At 62.3% G+C, this 24109-nt stretch carries 22 protein-coding genes; 9 read left to right on the top strand and 13 right to left on the bottom strand.

Going from position 1 to position 24109, the window contains the following annotated elements:
* Complete coding sequence (locus HBO19_RS24145) at positions 1-318, top strand: hypothetical protein (protein ID WP_169951196.1); 318 nt, start codon at positions 1-3, stop codon at positions 316-318.
* An 84-nt stretch (positions 319-402) separates the two neighbouring features.
* Complete coding sequence (locus tag HBO19_RS24140) at positions 403-1164, top strand: YdcF family protein (protein ID WP_169951193.1); 762 nt, start codon at positions 403-405, stop codon at positions 1162-1164.
* 134 nt (positions 1165-1298) lie between these two features.
* On the opposite strand, the gene lnt is transcribed toward HBO19_RS24140, so the two are convergent.
* The 5 genes from lnt to miaB all read right to left on the bottom strand — a co-directional run bounded on the left by lnt (position 1299) and on the right by miaB (position 6722).
* On the bottom strand, positions 1299-2822 hold the full coding sequence (gene lnt, locus HBO19_RS24135) for an apolipoprotein N-acyltransferase (RefSeq protein ID WP_169951191.1): 1524 nt from the start codon (positions 2820-2822) through the stop codon (positions 1299-1301).
* 8 nt (positions 2823-2830) lie between these two features.
* On the bottom strand, positions 2831-3670 hold the full coding sequence (locus HBO19_RS24130; protein WP_169951188.1) for an HlyC/CorC family transporter: 840 nt from the start codon (positions 3668-3670) through the stop codon (positions 2831-2833).
* 42 nt (positions 3671-3712) lie between these two features.
* On the bottom strand, positions 3713-4171 hold the full coding sequence (ybeY, locus tag HBO19_RS24125; RefSeq protein ID WP_170058465.1) for an rRNA maturation RNase YbeY: 459 nt from the start codon (positions 4169-4171) through the stop codon (positions 3713-3715).
* Positions 4164-5168: a PhoH family protein gene (locus HBO19_RS24120; protein WP_169951184.1), complete on the bottom strand. Its 1005-nt coding sequence runs from the start codon at positions 5166-5168 to the stop codon at positions 4164-4166. The genes ybeY and HBO19_RS24120 overlap by 8 nt, the downstream gene beginning before the upstream one ends.
* A gap of 225 nt (positions 5169-5393) precedes the next feature.
* Positions 5394-6722 carry a tRNA (N6-isopentenyl adenosine(37)-C2)-methylthiotransferase MiaB gene (gene miaB / locus HBO19_RS24115; RefSeq protein WP_076014076.1) on the bottom strand — a complete coding sequence of 443 codons (1329 nt, stop codon included), beginning with the start codon at positions 6720-6722 and terminating at the stop codon, positions 5394-5396.
* Between the two features lie 132 nt (positions 6723-6854).
* Here miaB and HBO19_RS24110 point away from each other — a divergent pair, with 132 nt between their 5' ends.
* Positions 6855-7181, top strand: coding sequence for a DUF1820 family protein (locus HBO19_RS24110; protein WP_003215457.1), 327 nt, complete (start codon positions 6855-6857; stop codon positions 7179-7181).
* A 118-nt stretch (positions 7182-7299) separates the two neighbouring features.
* Here the strand turns inward: HBO19_RS24110 and HBO19_RS24105 are convergent, their stop codons facing one another.
* From HBO19_RS24105 to HBO19_RS24090, 4 genes are all read right to left on the bottom strand, one after another.
* A complete protein-coding gene (locus tag HBO19_RS24105) occupies positions 7300-7854 on the bottom strand; it encodes a tetratricopeptide repeat protein (RefSeq protein ID WP_169951182.1) in 555 nt (184 codons plus the stop codon).
* Between the two features lie 225 nt (positions 7855-8079).
* Positions 8080-9363 (bottom strand): glutamate-1-semialdehyde 2,1-aminomutase, encoded by a 1284-nt coding sequence (gene hemL, locus HBO19_RS24100; protein WP_169951180.1) that lies wholly within the window; start codon positions 9361-9363, stop codon positions 8080-8082.
* A gap of 17 nt (positions 9364-9380) precedes the next feature.
* Complete coding sequence (thiE, locus tag HBO19_RS24095) at positions 9381-10004, bottom strand: thiamine phosphate synthase (protein WP_170041677.1); 624 nt, start codon at positions 10002-10004, stop codon at positions 9381-9383.
* Between the two features lie 18 nt (positions 10005-10022).
* The gene (locus HBO19_RS24090) at positions 10023-10820 is read right to left on the bottom strand and encodes a hydroxymethylpyrimidine/phosphomethylpyrimidine kinase (protein ID WP_170058464.1); all 798 of its coding nucleotides are present in this window, start codon (positions 10818-10820) and stop codon (positions 10023-10025) included.
* A gap of 287 nt (positions 10821-11107) precedes the next feature.
* Here HBO19_RS24090 and HBO19_RS24085 point away from each other — a divergent pair, with 287 nt between their 5' ends.
* From HBO19_RS24085 to HBO19_RS24070, 4 genes are all read left to right on the top strand, one after another.
* On the top strand, positions 11108-13477 hold the full coding sequence (locus HBO19_RS24085) for a 7TM diverse intracellular signaling domain-containing protein (protein WP_170058463.1): 2370 nt from the start codon (positions 11108-11110) through the stop codon (positions 13475-13477).
* A gap of 88 nt (positions 13478-13565) precedes the next feature.
* On the top strand, positions 13566-15215 hold the full coding sequence (locus HBO19_RS24080; RefSeq protein WP_169951171.1) for an acyl-CoA dehydrogenase family protein: 1650 nt from the start codon (positions 13566-13568) through the stop codon (positions 15213-15215).
* Positions 15216-15423: 208 nt separating this feature from the next.
* On the top strand, positions 15424-16887 hold the full coding sequence (amn, locus tag HBO19_RS24075; protein ID WP_029292211.1) for an AMP nucleosidase: 1464 nt from the start codon (positions 15424-15426) through the stop codon (positions 16885-16887).
* Positions 16888-16957: 70 nt separating this feature from the next.
* A complete protein-coding gene (locus HBO19_RS24070) occupies positions 16958-17593 on the top strand; it encodes a pseudouridine synthase (protein ID WP_262376926.1) in 636 nt (211 codons plus the stop codon).
* On the opposite strand, the gene HBO19_RS24065 is transcribed toward HBO19_RS24070, so the two are convergent.
* Complete coding sequence (locus HBO19_RS24065) at positions 17588-17797, bottom strand: DUF2788 domain-containing protein (protein WP_038448064.1); 210 nt, start codon at positions 17795-17797, stop codon at positions 17588-17590. The two genes, HBO19_RS24070 and HBO19_RS24065, sit on opposite strands and share 6 nt — an antisense overlap.
* Positions 17798-18024: 227 nt before the next feature.
* Entirely contained in the window at positions 18025-18504 is a 480-nt protein-coding gene (locus HBO19_RS24060) for an Lrp/AsnC family transcriptional regulator (RefSeq protein WP_003176264.1), read from the bottom strand.
* A gap of 417 nt (positions 18505-18921) precedes the next feature.
* On the opposite strand from HBO19_RS24060, the gene HBO19_RS24055 reads away from it, so the two are divergent.
* Positions 18922-19929: a DUF6515 family protein gene (locus HBO19_RS24055; protein WP_170058462.1), complete on the top strand. Its 1008-nt coding sequence runs from the start codon at positions 18922-18924 to the stop codon at positions 19927-19929.
* Here HBO19_RS24055 and HBO19_RS24050 read toward each other — a convergent pair.
* Together HBO19_RS24050 and HBO19_RS24045 are read right to left on the bottom strand one after the other, a co-directional pair.
* Complete coding sequence (locus HBO19_RS24050) at positions 19926-20819, bottom strand: cation diffusion facilitator family transporter (protein WP_169951167.1); 894 nt, start codon at positions 20817-20819, stop codon at positions 19926-19928. The genes HBO19_RS24055 and HBO19_RS24050 overlap by 4 nt on opposite strands.
* Before the next feature lie 15 nt (positions 20820-20834).
* Positions 20835-21254, bottom strand: a complete 420-nt coding sequence (locus HBO19_RS24045; protein WP_169951165.1) for a polyribonucleotide nucleotidyltransferase — start codon at positions 21252-21254, stop codon at positions 20835-20837.
* 235 nt (positions 21255-21489) lie between these two features.
* Here HBO19_RS24045 and hrpB point away from each other — a divergent pair, with 235 nt between their 5' ends.
* A complete protein-coding gene (gene hrpB, locus HBO19_RS24040; protein ID WP_170058461.1) occupies positions 21490-24006 on the top strand; it encodes an ATP-dependent helicase HrpB in 2517 nt (838 codons plus the stop codon).
* Positions 24007-24109 lie beyond the last annotated feature (103 nt).

Here is a 24109-nt window from a genome sequence, read left to right as displayed (position 1 = left end):
ATGGTTGATTCGCAGCGAATGAGAACGAAACCGGAAGTGTATGAAGGACTGATCGACCGCTTGGGTCGAGCATTGGACGCAGCAAGAACCGCGGGCCGATTGCGTGACGAACGGCCCGATGAGCTGGAACTGCGAGGCTTGAGCCCTGCAGAGTTTGAAGTGATCAAGGCCTACCTGGACTTGAACGCGCGCCCAATCCCCCAATGGGTGGCTCCTGTGCCAGCCAGGGAGGCGGTGCGATCGTCCAAGGTGGTATGGCTCAAGGACTTGTCGGCCGGCCGCGGCCCGGAAAAGCTGCGGTCTGTACGATTCAAGTAACCTGCTCAGCGTTATCCGCCGCTGGTAAAGATTGTCGCTAAACCCCGTTACACCTTAGGCTTCGGGCATCTTTGGAGATGCTCGATGCCTATTCGTTATTTCATCAAACAATTATTGCTGCCGCCCGGCATTCTCTTGCTGCTGCTGGCCCTTGCCTGGTGGTTTCGCCGCACTCGCCCACGCTTGGCTGGCGTGTGCTTTGCCCTGGGGTTTGGCGGGATGTGGCTGATCAGCCTGCCGGTGATGGTGGAGTGGGGCGCGCGTGCCCTGGAAACCGAGCCGCCATTGGCCCTGGACGACTGGGCCAGCCTGGCACAACGGGCCGATGCCATTGTGGTGCTGGGCTCGGGCCGCGAGCGCGGTGATCCGGCCTGGGGCGCTGATCAGCCGACTGGCGTGGGCCTGGAGCGTCAGCGCTACGCGGCGCGATTGGCCAAGGCCTCGGGCTTGCCGGTGCTGACCACCGGCGGCCTGCACTATGGCACGCCGCCCAGCGAGGCAGAGTTGATGGCGGTGTCGATGCAGCAAGACTTTGGTGTGGCCGTACGCTGGAAGGAAGAGCGCAGCCGCACCACCTGGGAAAATGCGCAGATGAGCGCCGAGATCCTGTTGCCCCAGGGCGTCAAGCGCGTGGTAGTCGTGACCCAGGCCTGGCATATGCCGCGTTCCGTGTGGAGCTTCGAGAAGGCCGGCTTTACCGTGGTGCCGGCGCCGGTCGGCTTCCTGGGAGTGGACAATGCCCGGCCGCTGGGCGGCTGGATGCCGGAGTTCAAGTCGATCTGGCAGAGCGGGCAGTTGATCAATGAGGCGGTGGGGCAGGTAGGTTACCGCCTGTTCTATCGTTGATGGCGCAAATCAAAATGTGGGGCTTGTGTGGGAGCGGGCTTGCCCGCGATGGAGGTGGGTCGGTCACTAAAAATGCTGACTGATATACCGCCATCGCGGGCAAGCCCGCTCCCACATTGGGTCTTGTATGTCTGTCAGACGGTCTTGGCCATGCGCCCGGCCAGCAGCGCCCAGCCAAACAGCCCCAGGCACAGGATGATTAGCGGCCACGAACGCCATTGCAGGTACGGCGTCAGGTTGTGCATCGGTACGACCTCGCCGTAGAGAATGCCGCGTTCGAACTGCGGGATCTGCTCGGTGATCTGCCCGAATGGGTTGATCAGGCCGGTCACGCCGTTGTTGGTCGCGCGAATCATCCAGCGGCCGGCTTCCAGGGCGCGCATCTGGGCCATTTGCAGGTGTTGCAAGGGGCCGATGGAGGTGCCGAACCAGGTGTCATTGCTGATGGTCAGCAACAAGTCGCTGCGGGCGGCGAGGCCGGCGGCAAACTCCGGGTAGACCACTTCGTAGCAGATATACGGCGCGATCTGATAACCCTTGGCTTGCAGCATGGCCTGGTCCTCAGGCCCGCGGGCAAAGTCCGACATCGGCAGGTCGAAGAACGCAATCAGGCCGCGCAGCACATCCTGCAGCGGCACGTACTCGCCAAAGGGCACCAGTTTCTGCTTCAAATAGGTGCCATCACCCTGGCCAACCACGGTGATGCCATTGAAATAGCGCTTTTCGTGGCGTACTTCCTGGCGGATCGGCACGCCGGTGATCATCGCCGCATCCCGGTCGGCGGCGAACTTGCCCATCATTGCCAGGTAGCCCTCGACGGACTCCTTGAGCACCGGCACGGCGGTTTCCGGCCAGATCAGCAGGTCCACGCGCTTGGAGGCAAAACTCATGTCGCGGTACAGCGCCAGTTGCTCATTGAGCTGCGCCGGATCCCACTTCATGCTCTGCTCGACATTGCCCTGGATCGCCGCGACGGTCAGCGGTTCACCGGCAGGGCTGGTCCAGGCGTGGTGCTTGAGCGCCAGGCCAATCGCCCAGGGCGCAACCAGCAGCACCAGGCCCGTGGCGATGAACGCGTTGCGCCTGGCTGCCAGCAAACGCGGCAGGTTGACGATCAGCGCCGCGCTCAAGGCCAGGGCAAACGAAATTAGCCACACCCCGCCCAGCGGCGCGAGCCCGGCCAGCGGGCCGTCGAGCTGGCTATAACCGGAGTACAGCCAGGGAAAGCCGGTGAGGAACCAGCCGCGAAATGCTTCCTGGCCCACCCACAGCGCGGCAAACGCCAGGGCATCGGCCAGCGGCGCTTCGTTACGGCGCAGCCAGCGGGCCCAGAGCCAGGCAGGCAGGGCAAAGAACAGCGCGATCGCGGCGGTAAAGGCGAGCATCAACAGCCCGGCCAGCAACACTGAAGCGCCACCAAAGTGGTGGATGCTGTAATAAATCCAGCTGGTGCCCGCGCCAAACAGGCCAAAACCGAAGCACCAGCCACGCCCGAAGGCCTGGCGTGGTGTCAGTTGGCGCATTCCGGCATAGAACACCCCGACCGCCACCAGTGCCAGCGGCCAGATATCGAACGGCGCCAGCGCCAGGGTGGTGATAGCACCGGCCACCACGGCCAGCAGGTTACCGGGCCAGCCGGGTGCGGTGAGACGGCGCATATCAGTCCTTAGCGGGCAATAGGTGTCAGGCGGATCAGGTGGATGCGACGGCTATCGGCATTGAGGATGCGGAAGCGATAGGCGCCGATCTCGGTGGTTTCGTTACGCTTGGGCAGATGGCCAAACGCACTCATCACCAGGCCGCCGACGGTGTCGAATTCATCGTCGGAGAATCCGCTGTCGAAGAACTCGTTGAAGTTCTCGATCGGCGTCAGCGCCTTGACCAGGAAATCACCGCTGGGCAGGGGCTTGATGTAGCTGTCTTCTTCGACGTCGTGTTCGTCTTCGATATCGCCGACGATCTGTTCCAACACGTCTTCGATGGTCACCAGGCCCGCGACGCCGCCGTATTCGTCAATGACGATGGCCATGTGATTGTGGTTGGCGCGAAACTCGCGCAGCAGCACATTCAGGCGCTTGGATTCAGGCACGAAGGTCGCAGGACGCAGCAGGTCCTTGATGTTGAAGCTGTCGCCGTTCTCCTTGAGGATCAGCGGCAGCAGGTCCTTGGCCAGCAGGACACCCATGACGTCGTCATGGCTTTCGCCGATCACCGGGTAGCGCGAGTGCGCCGAGTCGATCACGGCCGGGAGGAATTCCCGTGGGGTCTGGGTCGCCTTGATGCTGATCATCTGCGAACGCGGGACCATGATGTCCCTAACTTGCAGGTCAGCCACCTGGATGGCGCCTTCGACGATGGCCAGCGCTTCGCTGTCCAGCAACTTGTTCTGATGGGCCTCGCGCAGCAGCTCCAGCAGCTCCTGGCGGTTTTTCGGCTCGTGGGCAAAAGCCTGGGTCAGTTTACCCAGCCATGACTTTTGCCCGTTGCTCGATCGGTCTTCGCTCATAGCGATTACTCTAAATCCTTGATTGTTTCAGTTGAGTGTCGATTAGTGTTCGTCGTCTGCATAGGGGTCAGGATGACCCAACTCTGCAAGCAACGTTCGTTCCAGTGCTTCCATTTCTTCGGCTTCTTCATCATCTATATGGTCGTAGCCCAACAGATGCAAGCAGCCGTGCATGACCAAATGGGCCCAGTGGGCCTCTAGTGCCTTGCCTTGTTCTTGCGCCTCGCGCTCCACCACGGCGACGCAGATCACCAGGTCACCCAGCAGCGGGATATCCAGCAGTTCGTCCGGTACATCGGCGGGGAACGACAGCACATTGGTCGCGTAGTCTTTCTGGCGCCAGGTGTGATTCAGCTCGCGGCCTTCAGGTTCGTCCACCAGACGGATGGTCAGTTCCGAGTCAGCGCTGCGCTGGCGCAGGGCCAGTGTGCACCATTGGCGGAACTGCGCTTCGCTGGGGGCTGGCGCTTCGGTGGCCAGTTGCAGGTCAAGCTCAAGCATCGCGGCGGTTGTCCTTCGACAGGCCGTCGTCGCGGTGTTCGAAACGCTCGTAGGCCTCGACAATGCGCTGTACCAACGGGTGACGCACCACGTCCTTGGGCATGAAGTGGGTAAAGCTGATCCCCGGCACGTCCTTGAGCACCTCGATTACTTGGCCCAGGCCCGACTTGGTGCCCTTGGGCAGGTCGACCTGGGTGATATCGCCGGTGATCACGGCCGTGGAGCCGAAGCCGATGCGCGTCAGGAACATCTTCATCTGCTCGACCGTGGTGTTCTGGCTTTCGTCGAGGATGATGAAGCTGTTGTTCAACGTGCGGCCGCGCATATAGGCCAGCGGGGCGATCTCGATCACTTGGCGCTCGATCAGCTTGGCCACGTATTCGAAGCCGAGCATTTCATACAGTGCGTCGTACAGCGGGCGCAGGTACGGGTCGATCTTCTGGGCCAGGTCGCCGGGCAGAAAGCCCAGTTTCTCGCCCGCTTCCACCGCCGGGCGCACCAACAGGATGCGTCGCACCTGTTCGCGCTCCAGGGCGTCTACCGCACAGGCCACGGCCAGGTAGGTCTTGCCGGTACCGGCCGGGCCGATGCCGAAGTTGATGTCGTTGCCGAGGATTTCCTTGACGTACTTCTGCTGATTCAAGCCCCGTGGGCGAATCATGCCTTTTTTGGTACGCAGCGCCACGCTGGCTTCGGCCACCGGGTTGTTGGCCAGGTCTTCCACGGCCGATTCCTGCAGGTACAGGTGCACCGTTTCCGGCGATAGCTCGCTACCCTTGGTCTCGCGGTAGAGGCGACGCAGCAGGTTTTCTGCAGACGTGGTGTGCTGGGGTTCACCAATAAGCTCGAACTGATTGCCGCGGTTGCGGATCTCGATGCTCAGGCGTTGTTCGATCAGGCGCAGGTGCTCGTCGAACTGTCCGCACAGATTGGCGAAACGACGAGCCTCAAACGGCTCGAGGAGGAAACGATGGGGTTCTGCTATGGGTGCGTTCAAGGTTGCTTTTAGCCGCCCTTTGGCTGTTTAGGTGAAATAGAGGATAACGCCAGCTGCCGGTGTGCGAAAGCACTTAAGTAATCGGAATGCTGCGCGGTTCCCATGTGGGAGCGGGCTTGCTCGCGAAGGCGGTGTGTCAGTCAATGCATCTGTCACTGATCCACTGCCATCGCGAGCAAGCCCGCTCCCACATTTAGATCTCCACCAGTCAGGAATATTGATGGGTTACTGGATCAGCGAGCCGCGCAGCGAGTGCGGTTGCGCCGCGTCGATGTGCACGTCGGCGAACTGGCCGATCAGCGTCGGGTTATCACAGCGGAAGTTGACGATCCGGTTGTTCTCGGTGCGCCCCTGCAACTCGCCCGGGTCTTTCTTCGAGTAATCGGTGACCAGGATACGCTGGGTCGAACCGACCATCTGTCGGCTGATCTCGAAGCCTTGCTGGTTGAGGCGATGTTGAAGCGCGTTCAGGCGCTCTTTTTTCAGCGCTTCCGGGGTCTCGTCTGCCAAGTCGGCAGCCGGGGTGCCCGGGCGCTGGCTGTAGACGAAGGAGTAGGAGAAGTCGAAACCGACGTCTTCAATCAGCTTCATGGTCTGCTGGAAGTCTTTCTCGGTCTCGCCGGGGAACCCAACGATAAAGTCCGAGCTGATGCAGATGCCCGGCACGGCGGCCCGCAGTTTGCGCAGCTTGGACTTGTACTCCAGCGCCGTGTGGTTGCGCTTCATCGCCGAAAGGATACGGTCCGAACCCGATTGCACCGGCAAGTGCAGGTGCTTGACCAGCTCCGGCACTTCGGCGTGGGCCTGGATCAGGCTGTCGGAGAACTCCAGCGGGTGCGAGGTGGTGTAGCGAATCCGCTCGATGCCATCTACCGCCGCAACCACGCGAATCAGCTCGGCCAGGTCCGCCAGGCGCCCATCGTGGGTCTGGCCGCGGTAGCCGTTGACGTTCTGCCCCAGCAGGGTCACTTCACGCACGCCGTTTTCGGCCAGGTGGATGATTTCTGCAAGCACATCGTCGAACGGCCGGCTGACTTCTTCGCCACGGGTATAAGGCACCACGCAGAAGGTGCAGTACTTGCTGCAACCTTCCATCACCGACACATAGGCGCTGGGGCCGTCGATGCGTGGCTCGGGCAAATGGTCGAATTTTTCGATTTCCGGGAACGAGACGTCCACCTGCGGCAGCTTGGTGATACGCGCAGCGTCGATCATTTCCGGCAGGCGGTGCAGGGTCTGCGGGCCGAAGACCACGTCGACGTAGGGCGCGCGGTCACGAATGGCGGCGCCTTCCTGGCTGGCCACGCAACCGCCGACGGCGATTACCATGTCCGGGTTGGCCAGTTTCAGTTCGCGCCAGCGGCCCAGCTGCGAGTAGACCCGGTCCTGGGCCCGTTCGCGGATCGAGCAGGTATTGAGCAGGATCACGTCGGCATCTTCGGCGCGAGCCGTGACTTCCAGGGCCTGATGTTCACCCAGCAGATCGACCATGCGCGAGCTGTCGTACTCGTTCATCTGGCAACCGTGGGTTTCGATGTAAAGCTTCTTGGCCATGGGAATCGTCAACTGGTGGTAAAGAACCGCGCATTATAGGGGGCATGCCCATTGGTTCCTAGCACTGTGCATCGGGTGCCATGCTATAGTTCGCGCCCTCATTTATATCCGCCGATGTGCTGCCCGCCCCCCATGACCAAACGTGAAGCTCCAATCTACAAGGTGATTTTCCTTAACCAGGGCCAGGTGTTCGAAATGTACGCCAAGCAGATCTATCAAAGTGATCTGTGGGGCTTCCTGGAAGTGGAAGAGTTCGTCTTTGGCGAGCGCACGCAACTGGTCGTCGATCCGGGCGAGGAAAAGCTCAAGGCCCAGTTCGAAGGCGTGGTGCGCAGTTTTGTGCCGATGCATTCGATTGTGCGTATCGATGAAGTCGAACGCTTGGGTACGCCGAAGATCAGCGAAGCGCGGGGCATGAGCAATGTCATGCCGTTTCCGATGCCGATGCCTGAGAAGTAGGCTTTTAGACCGCGTCGCGCCCATCCCAGGCAAGCCAGCTCGCACATTTTGATTTGTGAACGCATTCAAATGTGGGAGCTGGCTTGCCTGCGATGACGTCAGAAGGGTTTAGACAACCTCAAGGCAGCGGCGAAAAGGGCGAACGCCCATCCGCACTCTGCAATTCCTGCAAGTAATTGCGGAAAATCTGCCCCAGTACCTGGGTCGCCACTTCCAGCTCATCACGCTGCATGTGCTCGGCCACTTCGTCAGCGGTGTCGAGGGCATCTTCGGCGCCGTTGACCGCCGCCATCTTCAGCACGATATACGCCTGCACGTTATTGGCCGGCACGCCTTCGCCGTGGAAGAACATGCTGCCCAGCTTGAACTGCGCCTGGGCATGGCCCTGCAACGAGGCTTTCTCGAAGAAGCTCAGGGCTTTGTTCAGGTCGCGGGCAGGGTTTTTGTCGTCGTAGAAGAATTCGCCCAACTCGTATTGCGCCTGCGCATCCCCGCTATCGGCCAGGGCCTGGCAGGCGTTCAGCGCCTCGGCCTGGCTGTCGGGCTGAGTATTGAGGGTGCAACGACCCATCGCTGGGATCAACAACGAGTTGCCGCCCGCTTGTGCATGTGCAAGCAGCGGTTGAAGGAGCAACAGGCAGCCCAGAACCAGGGTGCGGCCGGTGCGTTTCATGGGAATCGACTTACCTCTGACGGGGCGCGTGGAGCCACGTGGGGATCCAATAAGCGCGCATTATGAAATAAGCAGGCCTCTGCTTACAAAGTCTTTACTCGTTTTTCTGCTGCGTGGGCAAGTTATCTGCCGGATTGCAGGTGATTTCTCGAAAAAACGAGGAAATTTCTGTAAGCAAGGTAGCAAATCTGACGCCACCAGGGGCGGCGTCAGGTTGTGGCTGTCTTACTTCAAAGCGGCGAAGGCACGCTCGGCAGCATCCAGGGTCAGTTTCAGCTCGGCTTCGCCATGGGCGATGGAGGTGAAACCGGCCTCGAAGGCACTCGGTGCCAGGTACACACCGCCTTCGAGCATCAGGTGGAAGAAGCGCTTGAACAGGTTGGCATCGCTGCCCATCACATCGTCAAAGGTGACGATATCGTCGGCGCCGCTGAAATACAGGCCGAACATGCCGCCGGCCTGGGTGGTGACGAACGGGATGCCCGCCGCATCGGCGCGTTGTTGCAGGCCGTCCAACAGGCGGGTGGTGTAGTCGCTCAGTTCGGCATGGAAGCCCGGGCGGCTGATCAGGCGCAGGGTGGTCAGGCCGGCGGCCATGGCCAGCGGGTTACCGGACAGGGTGCCAGCCTGGTAGACCGGGCCCAGTGGCGCGATGTGCTGCATGATCTCGCGCTTGCCGCCGAAGCAGCCTACCGGCATGCCGCCGCCGATGATTTTGCCGAAGGTGCTGAGGTCCGGCGTTACACCGTAGTGAGCCTGGGCGCCGCCGAGGGCGACGCGAAAACCGGTCATAACTTCGTCGAAGATCAACACCACGCCGTGCTTGTCGCACTGCTCACGCAGACCTTCGAGGAATCCCGGGGCCGGTGGCACGCAGTTCATGTTGCCGGCCACCGGCTCGACGATGATGCACGCCACCTCCTGACCGACTTCGCTGAGCATCTGCTCGACGGCGCCGATGTCATTGAACGGCAGGGTCAGGGTGTGCTTGGCAAACGCTGCTGGCACGCCCGCCGAACTCGGTACGCCCTGGGTCAGCAGGCCGGAGCCGGCCTTGACCAGCAGGCTGTCGGAGTGGCCGTGGTAGCAGCCTTCGAACTTGATGATGCTGTCGCGGCCGGTGAACCCACGGGCCAGGCGAATCGCGCTCATGGTCGCTTCAGTACCGGAGCTGACCATGCGCACCATCTCCATCGACGGCACGATCGAACACACCAGGTCCGCCATCTCGGTTTCCATGGCGGTGGGTGCGCCATACGACAAACCATGCTCCAACTGCTTGCGCACCGCGTCCAGCACGTCGGGATGGCTGTGGCCGAGGATCATCGGGCCCCATGAACCGACGTAGTCCACGTAGCGCTTGTCATCTTCGTCGGTGACGTAGGCGCCTTCGGCGTGCTTGAAGAACAGCGGCGTGCCGCCGACGCTCTTGAACGCACGCACGGGGGAGTTCACACCACCGGGGATGTGTTTCTGGGCATTGGCAAACAACGTTTCGGAACGAGACATGGGCAGGCTCTCTGAATTCAGGATTTGAGGAGTTCGTTGAAGGCGCGGGCGCGGCGCGTCACTTCCTGGGTGCTGTCGGCACCGAACAGGCCGTGGACCACCGCCAGCAGATCGGCGCCGTGCTCCACCAGGGGCGCGGCGTTTTCCAGGGTGATGCCGCCGATCACGCAGATCGGCAGCTGCAAGCGGGCGCGGGCCTGGGCGAGCATTTCAACGGTGGCCGCGGGCGCGCCGGGCTTGGTCGTGGAGTTGAAGAAACGGCCAAAGGCAACATAGCTGGCGCCTTCGCGCGCGGCTTGTTCGGCCAGTTCGATCTGGCTGTGGCAGGTGGAACCGATGATGGCATTGCGCCCGAGCAGCGCCCGGGCTGGGGTCAGCGGGCCGTCGGTCTGGCCCAGGTGGACGCCGACGCCAAGGCGCGCGGCCAGTTCGGCATCGTCATTGATGATCAACTGGGTCTTGTAGCGCGCGCACAGTTCACGCAGGGCCTCGGCTTCGCGCAGGCGACGGGCCTCGTCGCTGCTCTTGTCGCGGTATTGCAGCAAGGTCACGCCGCCTTCCAGCGCGGCCTCGACGTAGGACAGGAACTTACCGGCCAATAGTTGGCTGTCGGTAATGGCATACAGGCCACGTAATTTCATCGAGCAGGCCCCTTGGTGTTACGAACAGAAATCCAGTGGCAGGCGCCGCGGCACAAATTGCCCTTGGCCCAGTTGTTCGGCGTCCCGCAGGGTGCGCCAGGTGTAGTTGAGTGCCGACTCCACGGCGCTGGCCAGGCCTTCGCCCTGGGCCAGGCGGCCGGCCAGGGCGCTTGCCAGGGTGCAGCCGGAGCCATGATAGCTACCGGGCAGGCGCTGGCAGGTGAAGGTGCGGCGCGTGCCGTCGCGGCTGTACAGGCGATTGTGCACCTCATGCTCGTCGCCATGACCGCCGGTGATCAACAGGTGCTTGATAAACGGCAGCAGCTTTTCGGCGCATTCGTCTGCCGTGCCTTCGGGCAGTTCGGCGAGGATGCGTGCTTCAGGCAGGTTGGGCGTGGCGATCAGCGACAACGGCAACAGCCGCTCGCGCATCGCATAACCGACCTCATCCTTGCCCAGGCTGCCGCCGCCACCGGCGCGCAGCACCGGGTCGCAAACCACCGGCAGGTGCGGCTGCTGCTGGAGCAGTTCGACCACGGTATCGACCATCACGGTGGAGCCGAGCATGCCCAGCTTGACCGTCGCAACTTGCGAGTCGCCGAGCACGGCATTGGCCTGGGCCAATACCCACTCGCGGTCGAGCACGCGAAAATCACTGACATTGACGGTGTTCTGCACGGTCAGCGCGGTCACGGCCGGGGCCGCATGACAGCCTTGGGCGAGCAGGGCTTCGATATCTGCCTGCAAGCCGGCGCCACCACTGGGATCATGGCCGGAGAGACAGAGGACAACGGGGCGGGAGCTGTAGATATTCATGGTGCGCGAGCTTACCACCAAACGCTTTTTGCGTGGCTGTCGGGCAGTGCTTGTATTTTACGCCGGAGCATGCGCAAAAATGGCTATAAGCCATCATTCATTTGTGGGCGATTGAACGCTGAAAGCCCCGTCCTAGAGCCTTTCAAAAAATTATTTCAATGGTGTCTTTTGGCCTTTACCGGCTATGCTAGAGTGGATCCAAACAACTTAAATGTATCGCCGGTGTACGTCATCTCAAAAGGAATGGGGGGCTTTTGACATAACCGGACAGGCCACGCTGGGGCTCTATGCGCTATTTGCTGATGTTTCTCTTGTGCGGGCTGCCGATGCTGGCCGACGCCGTCGAGTTCAATGAAACCACCCGCAGCCTTCCCCTCGGCCGGATCATGCAAGTCCTCGAAGATCCCAGTGGCAGCGTCACTATCGCCGATGCCCGTTCCGCGGCACTGGCCAACCGCTACACCCGCCATGATAAAGACACCCTCAATGCCGGCTATTCACGCTCGGCGTTCTGGCTCAAGGTCGACCTGCATTACTTGCCCAAGGATCCCCACGCCCAGCGCACCTGGCTGCTGGAACTGGCCTATCCGCCCCTGGATCATCTTGAGTTGTACGTGCCCGATGGCGCCGGTGGCTACCGCCTGGCCGGGCGCACCGGGGATGCATTGCCGTTTGCCAGCCGGGAAATCCGCCAGAACAACTACCTGTTCAATGTCGATTTCAAGGCGGGCGAGGAGAAGACCCTCTATCTGCGCCTGCAAAGCGAAGGCTCGATCCAGGCCCCGTTGACCCTATGGTCGAGCACCGCCTACCTGGAAGACCAGCCGCTGCGCCTGTATGTGCTGGGCCTGATCTACGGTGTGCTGCTGGGGATGCTGGTATACAACCTGTTCATCTACCTCAGCGTGCGCGATACCAGCTACCTCTATTACATCCTTTATATCGCCTCGTTCGGCATGTACCAGCTTTCGGTGAATGGCGCGGCGGTGGAGTATTTCTGGCCGGACAACCCCTGGTGGGCTAATGCGGCGACACCGTTCCTGATCGGCGCGTCGGCATTGTTTGGCAGCCTGTTTGCCCGCAGCTTCCTGCACACCGCCCTCTATAGTCGCTGGGTGGACCGGCTGCTGCTGGTGCTGGTGGGCACGGGGGCGGTGGTGATGGTGTTGTCGCTGATGACCAGCTATGCCCTGGCCCTGCGCCTGGCGACCGCGCTGGCGCTGATTTTCACCGTGACCATCTTTGTCGCCGGGATCAGGGCCTGGTGCTGTGGCCAGCGCGTGGCGCGGTATTTCATCATCGCCTGGTCGGCGTTCCTGATCGGCGGGGTGGTCAACACGATGATGGTGTTGGGCTACCTGCCCAATGTGTTTCTCACCATGTACTCCAGCCAGATCGGCTCGGCCATCGAAGTCGCCCTGTTGTCCCTGGCCCTGGCCGACCGGATCAACGCGATGCGCGAACAGCAGGCGCAAATCCTGTTTGATGCCAGCCAGAAACTGGAAGTGCTCAACCAGCAACTGGCCCACAGCAACCAGTTGAAAGACGAATTCCTCGCGACCCTGACCCATGAACTGCGCACGCCGATGAACGGGGTGATTGGTTCGTTGGAACTGATGCAGACCGAGCCCCTGGCCGGCGACCTCGCGCAGTACCAGCAAACCGCCGCCGGCTCGGCGCGGGACATGATGCGCATGGTCAACGGCATCCTCACCCTCACCGAGCTGCAGGCCGGCCGCCTTAGCGCGCAGCCGCAGGTGTTCAGCCTGCGCGGGGTGCTCGATACCTTGCGCCAGCAGTTCCTGGGTAATGCCCAGGGCAAGGGCCTGGAGTTTTCCATTGATGTGGCGGGCGAGTTGCCGGATCGCCTGGAGGGCGATGCTGGCAAACTGATGCAGTGCCTGGAATGCCTGCTGGATAACGCGTTCAAGTTCACCCACGAAGGTGCCGTGCGCGTACGTGTGGTGGGGGTGCCCCGGGCTGATGGCCATCTGCATCTGACCTTTATCGTCACTGACTCCGGGATTGGCTTTGCGCAGTTGGATGAGGCGACCCTGTATCAGCGTTTCTTCCAGGTGGATGGCTCGACCACCCGCGAATACGGCGGCCTGGGTATTGGCCTGGCAATCTGCCGGCAGTTGATCGAGTTGCTCGGTGGGCGCCTGACCCATCATTCCGAACCGCGCAAAGGCAGCCGTTTCCAGCTGGAGGTGGCGGTGATCGCGGTGCCTCCGGAGCCGTCCCGGGCCGTGGAACTGCACCGTGCGCCACAGGACTGCACGGTACTGCTGGTGGACGACAACAGCGTCTCGCAATTGGTCTTGCGCGGCATGTTGCTCAAGTTGGGCTACCGGGTAAAAGTGGCCGACAGCGGCCCCGTAGCCCTGGCGATGCTGCAGGAAGGGGCGTTTGATGCGGTGCTGCTGGATGTGCCCGAGGACGGCTTCTCCCTGTGCTGCCAGGTCCGCGCCTTGCCAGGCTGCGCTGAGCTGCCGGTGATCGCCTTGAGTGACTCTCTGCAAGGCAGCGCGCGCCAGCATTGTCATGGCATCGGCTTGACCGAGCAGTTACTCAAGCCGGTGCGTTTCGAGCTGTTGCAGGCGGTCTTGCAGCGGCGCCTGCTGTGCCCGCTAGAGGGTGAAAGCGCCGGCAGTTAGGCGCATATGCCACTTTTTTAAGGGGGGTGACGATGCTTAACTGAATTCAAGGCCCCAATGAACGTGGCCTTTTATCAGGAGGCCCGTCATGAATCTGCACCAGTTCGCCGAAACCCACGACGTTACCAACCAGCCGCCGTCCCTGGACGGCGCCAATTTGTATCGCCTCGACCTGCCCTTGCAAGAGTGGTCGCGGCGCTTCGGGGCGGGCTGGGCCGAAGCGCGTATCGATACCTACGGCGCCTTGGCAGGCGGGCCGCTAATGGAGGCGGGGTTCCTGGCGAATCAGAACAAGCCAGTGTTCAGCAGCCATGATCGCTATGGTCACCGCATTGACCTGGTGGAGTTTCATCCGGCCTATCACGAGCTGATGCGCACCGCCGTTGAACATGGCCTGCCGTCGTTGCCCTGGGCCCATCCGCAGCCTGGCGCGCATGTTGCCCGTGCGGCCATGACCTACCTGCACAGCCAGGCCGAAGCCGGCACCGGTTGCCCGCTGACCATGACCTTCGCCTGCGTACCGGCCCTGCGCCTGCAGCCAGACCTGGCTGATAGCTGGCTGCCAAAAATCCTCAACACCGAATATGACCCGCGCAATGTCGGCATCGCCCACAAGGCCGGCGCAACCATCGGCATGGCCATGACCGAGAAGCAGGGCGGCACCGATGTGCGCGCCAACACCACCCGCGCCTATCCCGTGGGCGCCGGCGGCCCTGGCCAGCCCTATGAGCTGGTGGGCCACAAGTGGTTCTGCTCGGCACCGATGTGCGATGCCTTCCTCACCCTGGCCCAGACTGACAAGGGCCTGACCTGCTTCCTACTGCCAAGACAGCGTCCGGATGACACGCGCAATCAGTTCTATATCCAGCGCCTGAAAAACAAGCTCGGCAATTGCTCCAACGCCTCCAGCGAAGTCGAATTCCGCGGGGCCCTGGCGTGGATGGTCGGCGAAGAAGGCCGTGGGGTGCCGACCATTATCGAGATGGTGGCCATGACCCGGTTCGATTGCATGGTCGGTTCCAGCTCCTTGATGCGCCAGGCGCTGACCCAGGCCAGCCATCATTGCGCTCATCGGTTGGTCGGTGGCCGGGTGCTCAGTGAGCAACCGTTGATGCAAAACGTGCTGGCCGACCTGGCCCTGGAAAGCGAGGCGGCCCTGGCCTTGAGCCTGCGCATGGGGCGGGCGTTGGATCATCTGGATGATGAGCAGGAGGCCAAGTTCGCGCGGCTGGTGACGGCGGTGGGCAAGTATTGGATCTGCAAACGTGCCCCGGCGATGATCAACGAAGCCGCCGAATGCATGGGCGGCGCCGGGTATGTCGAGGACAGCATCCTGCCGCGCCTGTACCGTGAGGCGCCGGTCAATTCGACGTGGGAAGGTTCTGGCAACGTGCAATGCCTGGACGTGCTGCGGGCCTTGTCGAAAGAGCCGGGCGTGCTGGAAACATTGTTTGTCGAGTTGGGCGACGGGCATGGTGATAAACGCCTGGCTCGGCATATCGAGCAGTTGAAATCGGCGTTTATGGACACCCAGGACATCCAGTACCGGGCGCGACAGCTGACCGAGGACATTGCCGTGGCGTTGCAGGCCAAGTTGTTGCTGGAGGCGGGCAATGCCAGTGTCAGCGATGGATTTATAGCCAGCCGCCTGGGTGAGTCGTCGGGGCGGGTATACGGCACCTTGCCACGGGGTGTGGATGTGCAGGCCATCGTCGCCCGCTCAACCCCGTCTCTCTGAATAAACCCGGTAAAAAATGTGGGAGCTGGCTTGCCTGCGATAGCGCTGGGTCAGCTACCTATGTATTGGCTGACCCGCCGCCATCGCAGGCAAGCCAGCTCCCACAGAGATTGCATTGATCTTGAGTGGGCGTGCCAATTCAGAGTTTGCGTCTGGCGGCGATGCAGGCAAGATGACCTCCTGCATGTAAGAAAACAGGAAGCCTACCGTGACCGAAGCTTTTGTTGTCGTTCAAACCGCCGAAGAGGCCGTGGACCGGCTGGCGGCTCTGCATGAGCGTGCTACCGGCGCGCTCAACCAGGCCCTCAAGCAGTATCTCAAGGATCGCGTCGAGCCCGACGCCGCACAACGTGCGCTGTTTCGTTACCCGGAACTGCGCCTGACCTACCACTGTCACGGCGAAGTCCCACAGACCACTCGCGCTTACGCCAAGGTGCAGTTGCCGGGTACCTACAGCGTCACCGTCACCCATCCGGCGGCGTTCCGTAAATACCTGCTGGAACAACTGGTGCCGCTGATGCACGACTTCACCGTGACGGTGGAAGTGGGCGTCAGCCAGCAGAACATCCCTTATCCATACGTGGTGGAGCAGGGCGACGAACTGGCTGGCTCCGGGGTGACCGCCGCGACCCTGGCGCGGGTATTCCCCAGCACTGACCTGTCCGCCGCCACCGATGGCATCGCCGATGGCCTGTATGACTGGGAAAACACCGACCCACTGCCCCTGGCGCTGTTCGATGCGGCCCGCGTGGATTTCTCCCTGCGCCGCCTGGTGCACTACACCGGCAGCGATTGGCGCCATGTGCAGCCGTGGATTCTGCTGACCAACTACCACCGCTATGTCGACCAGTTCATCGTCCATGGCCTGGAGCAGTTGCGCAGCGACCCACGCTTTATCCGCATGGTGCTGCCGGGCAACGTGATCATCGAAAAAGGCATGGACCATGGCGAAGCGTCTGCCATTGCCGCAGGCGTGGTCTGGCACCGTTATCAGATGCCGGCCTACCACTTGCAGGCCAGCGATGGCCACGGCGTGACCCTGGTCAACATCGGAGTCGGCCCGTCCAATGCCAAGAACATCACCGACCACCTGGCGGTGCTGCGTCCCCATTGCTGGTTGATGATTGGCCACTGTGGCGGCCTGCGCCAATCCCAGACCATCGGCGACTATGTGCTGGCCCACGCTTATATGCGGCGTGATGGCATTCTCGACCGCGTGGTGCCGCCGAACATCCCGATCCCGGCCCTGGCCGAAGTGCAGATGGCGTTGCAACAAGCGGCGGCCAACGTCACTGGCGAGAAGGGCGAAGAGCTGAAAAAACGCCTGCGCACCGGCACCGTATTGACCTACGACGACCGCAACTGGGAACTGCGCTGGGCCCAGGAACGGCCGCTGATCAACCTGTCCCGCGCGGTGGCCGTGGATATGGAAAGCGGCACTATCGCCGCGCAAGGCTACCGCTTGCGGGTGCCTTACGGCACGTTGCTGTGTGTCTCGGACAAGCCGTTGCACAGTGAAATCAAGTTGCCAGGTTCGGCCAACGCGTTCTATGAGCGGGCCGTGAGCCAGCACCTGAAGATCGGCATCGAGGCGGTGGACTTGTTGCGCACCGAGCTCAACTCGTTGCATTCGCGCAAGCTGCGCAGCTTTGACGAGCCGCCGTTCCGCTAAGTAGCGGGGTGGTTATTTAACGGTCAGGCCACTAGCATGGTCGGCCCTGACCGTTAGATATTCCGTTGCCATGTCCCGTCCGCCCCGTCCCGACTCGCGCCGCCCTGGCGTGAAACCTCCCCATGTCGCTGCTCGCCGTGTCGCCAAGGCGCCGCCGGCCGAGCCGAAGTTGATCCTGTTCAACAAACCTTTCGACGTGCTGACCCAGTTCAGTGACGAAGGCGGGCGGGCGACCCTCAAGGACTTCATCGACATCCCGGGCATCTATCCGGCCGGGCGCCTGGATCGGGACAGCGAAGGCCTGTTGCTGCTGACCAATGATGGCCAGTTGCAGGCGCGGATTGCCGATCCCAAGCACAAACTGGCGAAAACTTATTGGGTGCAAGTAGAGGGCGAGCCCACCGAGGAGCATCTGCAACGCTTGCGCGCGGGGGTGGAGTTGAATGACGGCATGACCTTGCCGGCTGAAGCCCGTCGACTGGACGAGCCGGCGCTATGGCCACGCAACCCGCCGGTACGCTTTCGTAAAAACCTGCCGACCTATTGGTTGGAACTGGTGATCCGCGAGGGGCGCAACCGTCAGGTGCGGCGCATGACCGCCGCCGTGGGTTTGCCGACGTTGCGCCTGGTGCGGGTGAAAATCGGCGACTGGTCGATTGAAGGCCTGGGCCAAGGCCAGTACCGCGAAGTGCCGGCGCGCTTATAAAGCCCCGGACTCGATCAGGCCGATGACCACGCTCTTGATGATAAACGCGGCCACGCCCAGGCCCAGCACGAAGAACAGAATCAGCGAGCCAAAGCGCCCGGCCTTGGACTTCTTCGCCAGGTCCCAGACGATAAAGCCCATGAAAATGATCAGGAGGGTGACCAGGCCGGTCATCATCCACTCTTCAAACAGCACGGGGTCAATCGAATTCATTGGGCAGTTTCCGACAAAGGCAGGCGCGAAGTATAAGGCAAGGCGGCAGGTGCAACGTTGACCTGCGTCGGTGCGTCGCACCCAGGTGTCACTGCCTGAGCGCGCTCAAAATGTGGGAGCTGGCTTGCCTGCGGTAGCGGACTGTCAGCTGGCATATCAGCGACTGAAATTTCGCTATCGCAGGCAAGCCAGCTCCTACAGGGGGTTAGTGGTGAGTTTCAGGTGCGCAGGTGAGTCAACGGCAACTCGGTGCTGTTGAGCACCTGGTTCAGCACAAAGCTGGAGCGCACGCTGGTCACGCCTTCGATCCGGGTCAGGTGGCCCAGCAGCAGTTTTTGATAGTGATCCATGTCCGGCACCACCACCTTCAGCTGATAGTCGGCATCCATCCCGGTGACCAGGCTGCACTCCAGCACCTGCGGCAAGGTGCGGATCGCCGCTTCAAAGTTCTCGAAACGCTCGGGTGTGTGTCGGTCCATGCCGATCAATACGTAGGCCGTCAGGCTCAGGCCGAGCATCTTGCGGTCGAGCAGGGCGACCTGGCGTGAGATGTAGCCGTCGTCCTCCAATTGCTTGACCCGGCGCGAGCAGGGTGACGGCGACAGGCCAATCCGCTCGGCCAGCTCCTGGTTGGAGATCCTCGCGTCGCGCTGTAATTCCGCCAAAATACTCAGGTCGTATCGGTCAAGTTTGCTCATGGGGCTGGCCTTTGTCGTAACTATTGCTGCGAATTATCTATCCAGGGTTAAAAATTGCGCAAGCACTGTTTATTGACGCAATCTTCGCAATCATCTACCAGCGCCTCACGCCTATGATTACCAACAGAATCACTGCCCGGACATAGAGTCCACTGCAGCCCGCCCAATCAGGCCGGCTGCGGCCCGCCAACCCCACCAGGTTGCGCCGGCCCCCGGGCTGCACACTGTCCACAAGACGGCGTGAGGTGAGCCAACGTCATAAGCGTTGAGCCAGGACGAAGTTCTCAAGGGGCGACCGACGGGTCGCCCCTTTTCTTTTGCCGGCGAAAATTGTGCGGGTGACTGTTAACCTGTTGCAGAACCGGGCCCGGCTTTTCCAGTCTCATGCGTAGGCCCTAATCCGCAGTGAGGAATAGCATGAAGCCCATCTGGCGTTTGGCAGGTGTAGGTGTGTTGATGGTCACCATGGGTTTTCAGGTGATGGCCGACGAACGAGACAATTCACCCCGCCAGGGCCAAGGCCCGCAGGGTGGTGGTGGGCAGCATGAGCGAGGGCCGGGGAACAACCAGCCGCGCCCGGAACACAACCAGCCCCGCCCGCAAAACCAGCAGGGCGAGCGCGGCGGCCAGAATGGCCAGTGGCAGGCTCGTCCGCAAGGCAATCAAGCCCCGCACCCGGCACCCCAGGCGGGAAGCAATCTGCCGATCCAGGCCCGGCCCGATTCTGTCGGCCAGACCCAGGAGCCGCGCCAGGGCAACTACCGTGACATTCCCCGGCGCAATGATGGCAACCCACATTGGCAAGCTGGCGGCCCCGGCTCGCGTCCTGGCTACGACGGCCACCCCAATGACAACCGCTGGCCAGGCCGCCCCGACGGGCACGGCAATGGCTGGGGCCCGGGCCCGCAGTATCGGCCCGGCTACACGGTGGATCGCTTCCCTGACCGCAATTACCGCGTGCCCTATCGCGGCCAGGACTATTTCTTCTCGGGTGGCTATTGGTATCGCCCCCAAGGCCCGCGCTATGTAGTGGTTACGCCGCCCTATGGGATTCGTGTGCATTACCTGCCGGACTATGCGCGGGAAGTGTGGGTCGGCAGCGCGCTGTTTTTCCTCGCCGCTGGCGCCTATTACAGCTACGAGAGCAGCACCCAGCAGTACGTGGTGGTGCAACCGCCGGTGGCCAGCCTGCCGCCGCAGCCGGCGCCCCAAGGCAACGGCTATGACGTGGTGGCCTATCCCGCCAACGGGCAATCGCCCGCCCAGGTGCAGCAGGACGGTTACGATTGCTATCGCTGGGCGGTGCAGCAGAGTGGTTTCGATCCGCAGACAGTCACCTACGCGCCTGCGCCGGCGGTGGTGCAAACCTACCGCCAGGCCCAGGGCAACTGCCTGAGCAGCCGCGGGTATCAGGTGACCTACTAGGCCTTGTTCCCGGTGACCACTTCCTGCGGGTCGGCGTGCACCAGCACTTCGGCCCGTGGATAGGCCTGGTGGATGGCATCGGCGGCCTGGTCGCTGATGCCATGGGCCACCGACAGGCTCAACTCTCCCGGTAACTCCAGGTGCAACTGCACAAACCAGTGGTTGCCGGAGATCCGCGTGCGCAAATCGTGGGCGCCCAGCACGCCAGGCACGCCCTGGGCCAGTTCGAGCATGTGCTGGCTGACTTCGGCCGGCAGCTCTTCATCCATCAGCACCGCAAAGCTTTCCCGGGCGATCTGGATCGCGCTCCAGATGATGTAGACGGCGATCCCCAGGCCAAACCAGGCATCGACTTGATGCAAGCCGAAGGCGGCCAGCACCAGCGCCAATAGAATGCTGCCGTTGAGCAGCAGATCCGAACGGTAGTGCAGCGAGTCGGCGCGCACCGCGTTCGAGCCGGTTTCGCGGATGACCCGGTGTTGCAGGATCAGCAGCGCCACGGTCAGCGCCAGCGACAGCACAATCACCGCAATACTCAGCCAGGGCGCACCCACCGGTTCCGGGTGCTGCAAACGCTGGTACGCCTGGAAGGCGATCAACACCGCACTGCCGGCGATAAATAGCGCCTGGGCCATGCCCGCCAGGGATTCCGCCTTGCCATGCCCATAACGGTGATCGTCATCCGCCGGGCGCAGCGCGTAGTGCACCGCCAGCAGGTTGACCAGCGAGGTCACGCCATCGAGCAGCGAGTCGGTCAACCCGGCGAGCATGCTCACTGAACCACTGAGCCACCAGGCGATGGCTTTGCCGACAATCAAGACACAGGCCACGCCGACCGAGGCGCGGGTAGCCAGGCGCAAGAGCCTGGCGTGTTCGGTGCTGGTGCTCATGGGGCGCTCAAATCCTTATGCCGCAGGTTGCAGGCCCAGGGCGGCAAGTTGTTGCACGCTGCCCTTGAACTGGATCAGGCGCGGGTCGTCTAGCGGCAGGCTGCGGCCGGTTTCGTGCTCGATGATGGTTTGCAGCTTGGTGTTATCCACCTTGCCGTCGGCGCCGATGGCTTCTTGCAGTTTTTCGGGGGCCACTTGTGCGGTTTTGCCGGGCTCGAAGTAAATCGCGCCGGTGGCGAAGTCCACGCCAAAGGCGATCAGGCCGGGGATCACATAAAACAGCAAGCCGACCGCATCGAGCACGGCAATTGCCGGGTCGATCTTGCCGTCGATCTGGCCACGGCGATCAGGATAGAAAATCGAACCGCAAGCCGTCAGTTGGCTCAGCAGGGTGACGGCCAGAACACCGCCGATGACACGGGAAGCAATACGCATGGGACTCTCCTGAACACTTGTAGGGTGTGACTATAAAGCAGATCTGCCTGGTGCCATCGCTCAAATGTGGGAGCTGGCTTGCCTGCGATAGCGGTGGGTCAATGAACAAATCCGCTACTGGCCCAGCGCTATCGCAGGCAAGCCAACTCCCACATGTGGCCGTATTTGAGCACCTGAGAGACCATCGATATCCAGCCGTTCGCCGTTATACTCGCCGTTCTGCCTTGGAGCCAGTATGAATTCGTTGCCAATCGATGATGTTTTACCCGCCTTGCGTGAAGCCTTGGCGACGCGCCATGAAGCGGTGCTTGAAGCACCGCCCGGCGCCGGTAAAACCACACGGGTGCCGTTGGCGTTGTTGCAGGAAACCTGGCTGGCCGGGCAAACCATCCTGATGCTTGAACCGCGTCGGCTCGCCGCTCGCGCCGCCGCCGAACGCCTGGCCAGTGAGTTGGGGGAGAAGGTCGGCGAAACCGTCGGCTACCGCATCCGCCTGGACAGCAAGGTCGGCCCCAACACGCGGATCGAGGTGGTCACCGAAGGCATCCTCACCCGCCGCCTGCAGGATGATCCTGCGCTGGACGGCGTGGGTCTGCTGATCTTCGACGAATTCCACGAACGCAGCCTCGACGCCGACCTGGCGCTGGCCCTGAGCCTGAACGGCCGCGAGCTGTTTCGTGACGAGCAGCCGCTGAAAATCCTCCTGATGTCCGCCACCCTCGAAGGCGAACGCCTGTCGGGTCTGCTGGGCGACGCGCCGATCCTGCGCAGTGAAGGGCGCATGTACCCGGTGCAGATGCGCTGGGGCCGGCCATTCCAGCCCGGTGAATTTATCGAGCCGCGGCTGGTGCAGACCATCCTTGAAGCCCTGCACGACGAAACCGGCAGCGTGCTGGTGTTCCTGCCAGGGCAGGCGGAGATTCGCCGGGTCAATCAGCAGTTGGCGGACGCCCTCGGTGAGCGCAGCGACGTGCTGCTGTGCCCGCTGCACGGCGAACTCGACCTGACAGCCCAGCGGGCAGCCATCGACCCGGCGCCGGCGGGCAAACGCAAAGTGGTGCTGGCCACCAACATTGCCGAGACCAGCCTGACCATCAATGGCGTGCGGGTGGTGATAGACGCCGGGTTGGCACGGGTCCCGCGTTTCGACCCAGGCAGTGGCATGACCCGCCTCGACACCCAGCGCATCTCCCGTGCCAGTGCCACTCAGCGCGCCGGCCGGGCCGGGCGATTGGAGCCTGGCGTATGTTATCGCCTGTGGTCCGAAGACCAGCATGAAGGGCTGGCGGCCTATGGCAGCGCAGAGATCCTCTCGGCGGACCTGGCCGGCCTGGCCCTGCAACTGACGCGTTGGGGCGTGACGCCGACGCAACTGGTGTGGCTCGATGTGCCGCCCACCGCCGCCTATGCCCAGGCCCAGGATCTGCTTGAGCGTCTGGGCGCGTTGAAGGACGCGAGCTTGACCACCCACGGGCAGAAAATGGCCAGCCTGCCGGCGCACCCACGTATCGCGCATTTGTTGTTGCGCGGTCAGGACCTGGGGTTGGCGAATATGGCCTGTGATGTCGCCGCGCTACTGGGCGAGCGCGACATCCTGCGCGGCGCGGGCGCGGATTTGCACAGTCGCCTGGCATTGCTGTCCGGCGAGGAGCGGGCCCGTGGCACTCAAGGTGGCGTGCAGCGGGCCAGGCAGTTGGCGCGGCAATATCGCGGCTATCTCAGAGGCAAGGCCGAGCAACCGGTGGCCGATCCCGATCATCCGCGCTGGCTGGGTGCCTTGCTGGCGTTGGCCTACCCGGACCGGGTGGCCCAGCAACGCCGCGCCGGCGGCGCTGAGTATCGCCTGGCCAATGGCCGCGCGGCGCTGTTTGCCGAAGCCGACAGCCTGATGAAACAGCCGTGGCTGGTCATCGCCGACCTGGGCAGCCGCCAGGGGCAGCGTGAGGAGCGGATCTACCTGGCCGCCGACTTCGATCCGGCATTGTTCGATTCGGTATTGGCCGAGCAAGTGCGCAGCTTCGATCAGCTGGATTGGGACGAACGCGAAGGTGTATTGCGTGCCGAGCGCCAGCGCAAGGTCGGTGAATTGGTGCTCAGCCGCGAGCCACTGACTGGCCTGGACGAGTCCGCCCGCAGTCAGGCGCTGGTCAACCTGGTGCGACGCAAAGGCCTGGAACTGCTGCCCTGGACCCCGGAACTGCGCCAGTGGCAGGCCCGTGTCACGTTGTTGCGCCAACTGGACGCCGGCAAACCCAGCGAATGGCCCGACGTCAGTGACAGCGCCTTGCTCGCCAGCCTGGAGCGCTGGTTGATGCCGTACCTGGGCAAGGTCTCGCGCTTGAGCCATTTCGCCAACCTGGACATCTCCAGCTTCCTGCACAACCTGTTGCCCTGGCCGCTGCCCCAGCGCCTGGACGAATTGGCGCCCCAGCATTTGAAAGTGCCGTCGGGCTCATCGGTACGCCTGGACTACAGTGAGCAGCCGCCGATTCTTGCGGTGCGCCTGCAGGAGCTGTTCGGCCTGGCCGACACTCCGCGCATTGCCGGTGGGCGGCAGGTGGTGAAGTTGCACCTGCTGTCGCCAGCGCGGCGGCCGGTGCAGGTGACCCAGGATCTGGCGAACTTCTGGCGCAGTACCTACGCCGAGGTGAAGAAGGATCTGAAAGGGCGGTACCCCAAGCTATTCCATAAGTTGGACCCATGGGTTGAATCGCTTAACTCAAAAGATTTGACAAAAAAGGATCTCAAATGAGCGCTTAACATCCCATGTTTGACAGTCGTAGCCTCTTGGCACGGTGCCTCTATCATCAGTACTCCAGCTTTTCACCTTTGGTGCAGGAAATTGAAGCGCTACT

It is taken from the genome of Pseudomonas sp. WS 5021 (genome assembly GCF_012985535.1).
Taxonomy (GTDB): Bacteria; Pseudomonadota; Gammaproteobacteria; order Pseudomonadales; family Pseudomonadaceae; genus Aquipseudomonas.
This window is presented reverse-complemented; position numbering and strand designations above follow the sequence as displayed.

Bases quoted from the DNA above. Each gene is read 5' to 3' on its own strand.
- HBO19_RS24140 (WP_169951193.1), top strand. From the start codon at position 403: ATGCCTATTCGTTATTTCATCAAACAATTATTGCTGCCGCCCGGCATT.
- hrpB (WP_170058461.1), top strand. From the start codon at position 21,490: ATGAATTCGTTGCCAATCGATGATGTTTTACCCGCCTTGCGTGAAGCC.
- thiE (WP_170041677.1), bottom strand. From the start codon at position 10,004: ATGAAATTACGTGGCCTGTATGCCATTACCGACAGCCAACTATTGGCC.
- HBO19_RS24090 (WP_170058464.1), bottom strand. From the start codon at position 10,820: ATGAATATCTACAGCTCCCGCCCCGTTGTCCTCTGTCTCTCCGGCCAT.
- HBO19_RS24130 (WP_169951188.1), bottom strand. From the start codon at position 3,670: ATGAGCGAAGACCGATCGAGCAACGGGCAAAAGTCATGGCTGGGTAAA.
- HBO19_RS24070 (WP_262376926.1), top strand. From the start codon at position 16,958: ATGTCCCGTCCGCCCCGTCCCGACTCGCGCCGCCCTGGCGTGAAACCT.
- HBO19_RS24085 (WP_170058463.1), top strand. From the start codon at position 11,108: ATGCGCTATTTGCTGATGTTTCTCTTGTGCGGGCTGCCGATGCTGGCC.
- lnt (WP_169951191.1), bottom strand. From the start codon at position 2,822: ATGCGCCGTCTCACCGCACCCGGCTGGCCCGGTAACCTGCTGGCCGTG.
- hemL (WP_169951180.1), bottom strand. From the start codon at position 9,363: ATGTCTCGTTCCGAAACGTTGTTTGCCAATGCCCAGAAACACATCCCC.
- HBO19_RS24110 (WP_003215457.1), top strand. From the start codon at position 6,855: ATGACCAAACGTGAAGCTCCAATCTACAAGGTGATTTTCCTTAACCAG.
- HBO19_RS24145 (WP_169951196.1), top strand. From the start codon at position 1: ATGGTTGATTCGCAGCGAATGAGAACGAAACCGGAAGTGTATGAAGGA.
- HBO19_RS24080 (WP_169951171.1), top strand. From the start codon at position 13,566: ATGAATCTGCACCAGTTCGCCGAAACCCACGACGTTACCAACCAGCCG.
- miaB (WP_076014076.1), bottom strand. From the start codon at position 6,722: ATGGCCAAGAAGCTTTACATCGAAACCCACGGTTGCCAGATGAACGAG.
- HBO19_RS24055 (WP_170058462.1), top strand. From the start codon at position 18,922: ATGAAGCCCATCTGGCGTTTGGCAGGTGTAGGTGTGTTGATGGTCACC.
- HBO19_RS24045 (WP_169951165.1), bottom strand. From the start codon at position 21,254: ATGCGTATTGCTTCCCGTGTCATCGGCGGTGTTCTGGCCGTCACCCTG.
- HBO19_RS24050 (WP_169951167.1), bottom strand. From the start codon at position 20,819: ATGAGCACCAGCACCGAACACGCCAGGCTCTTGCGCCTGGCTACCCGC.
- HBO19_RS24060 (WP_003176264.1), bottom strand. From the start codon at position 18,504: ATGAGCAAACTTGACCGATACGACCTGAGTATTTTGGCGGAATTACAG.
- HBO19_RS24105 (WP_169951182.1), bottom strand. From the start codon at position 7,854: ATGAAACGCACCGGCCGCACCCTGGTTCTGGGCTGCCTGTTGCTCCTT.
- ybeY (WP_170058465.1), bottom strand. From the start codon at position 4,171: ATGCTTGAGCTTGACCTGCAACTGGCCACCGAAGCGCCAGCCCCCAGC.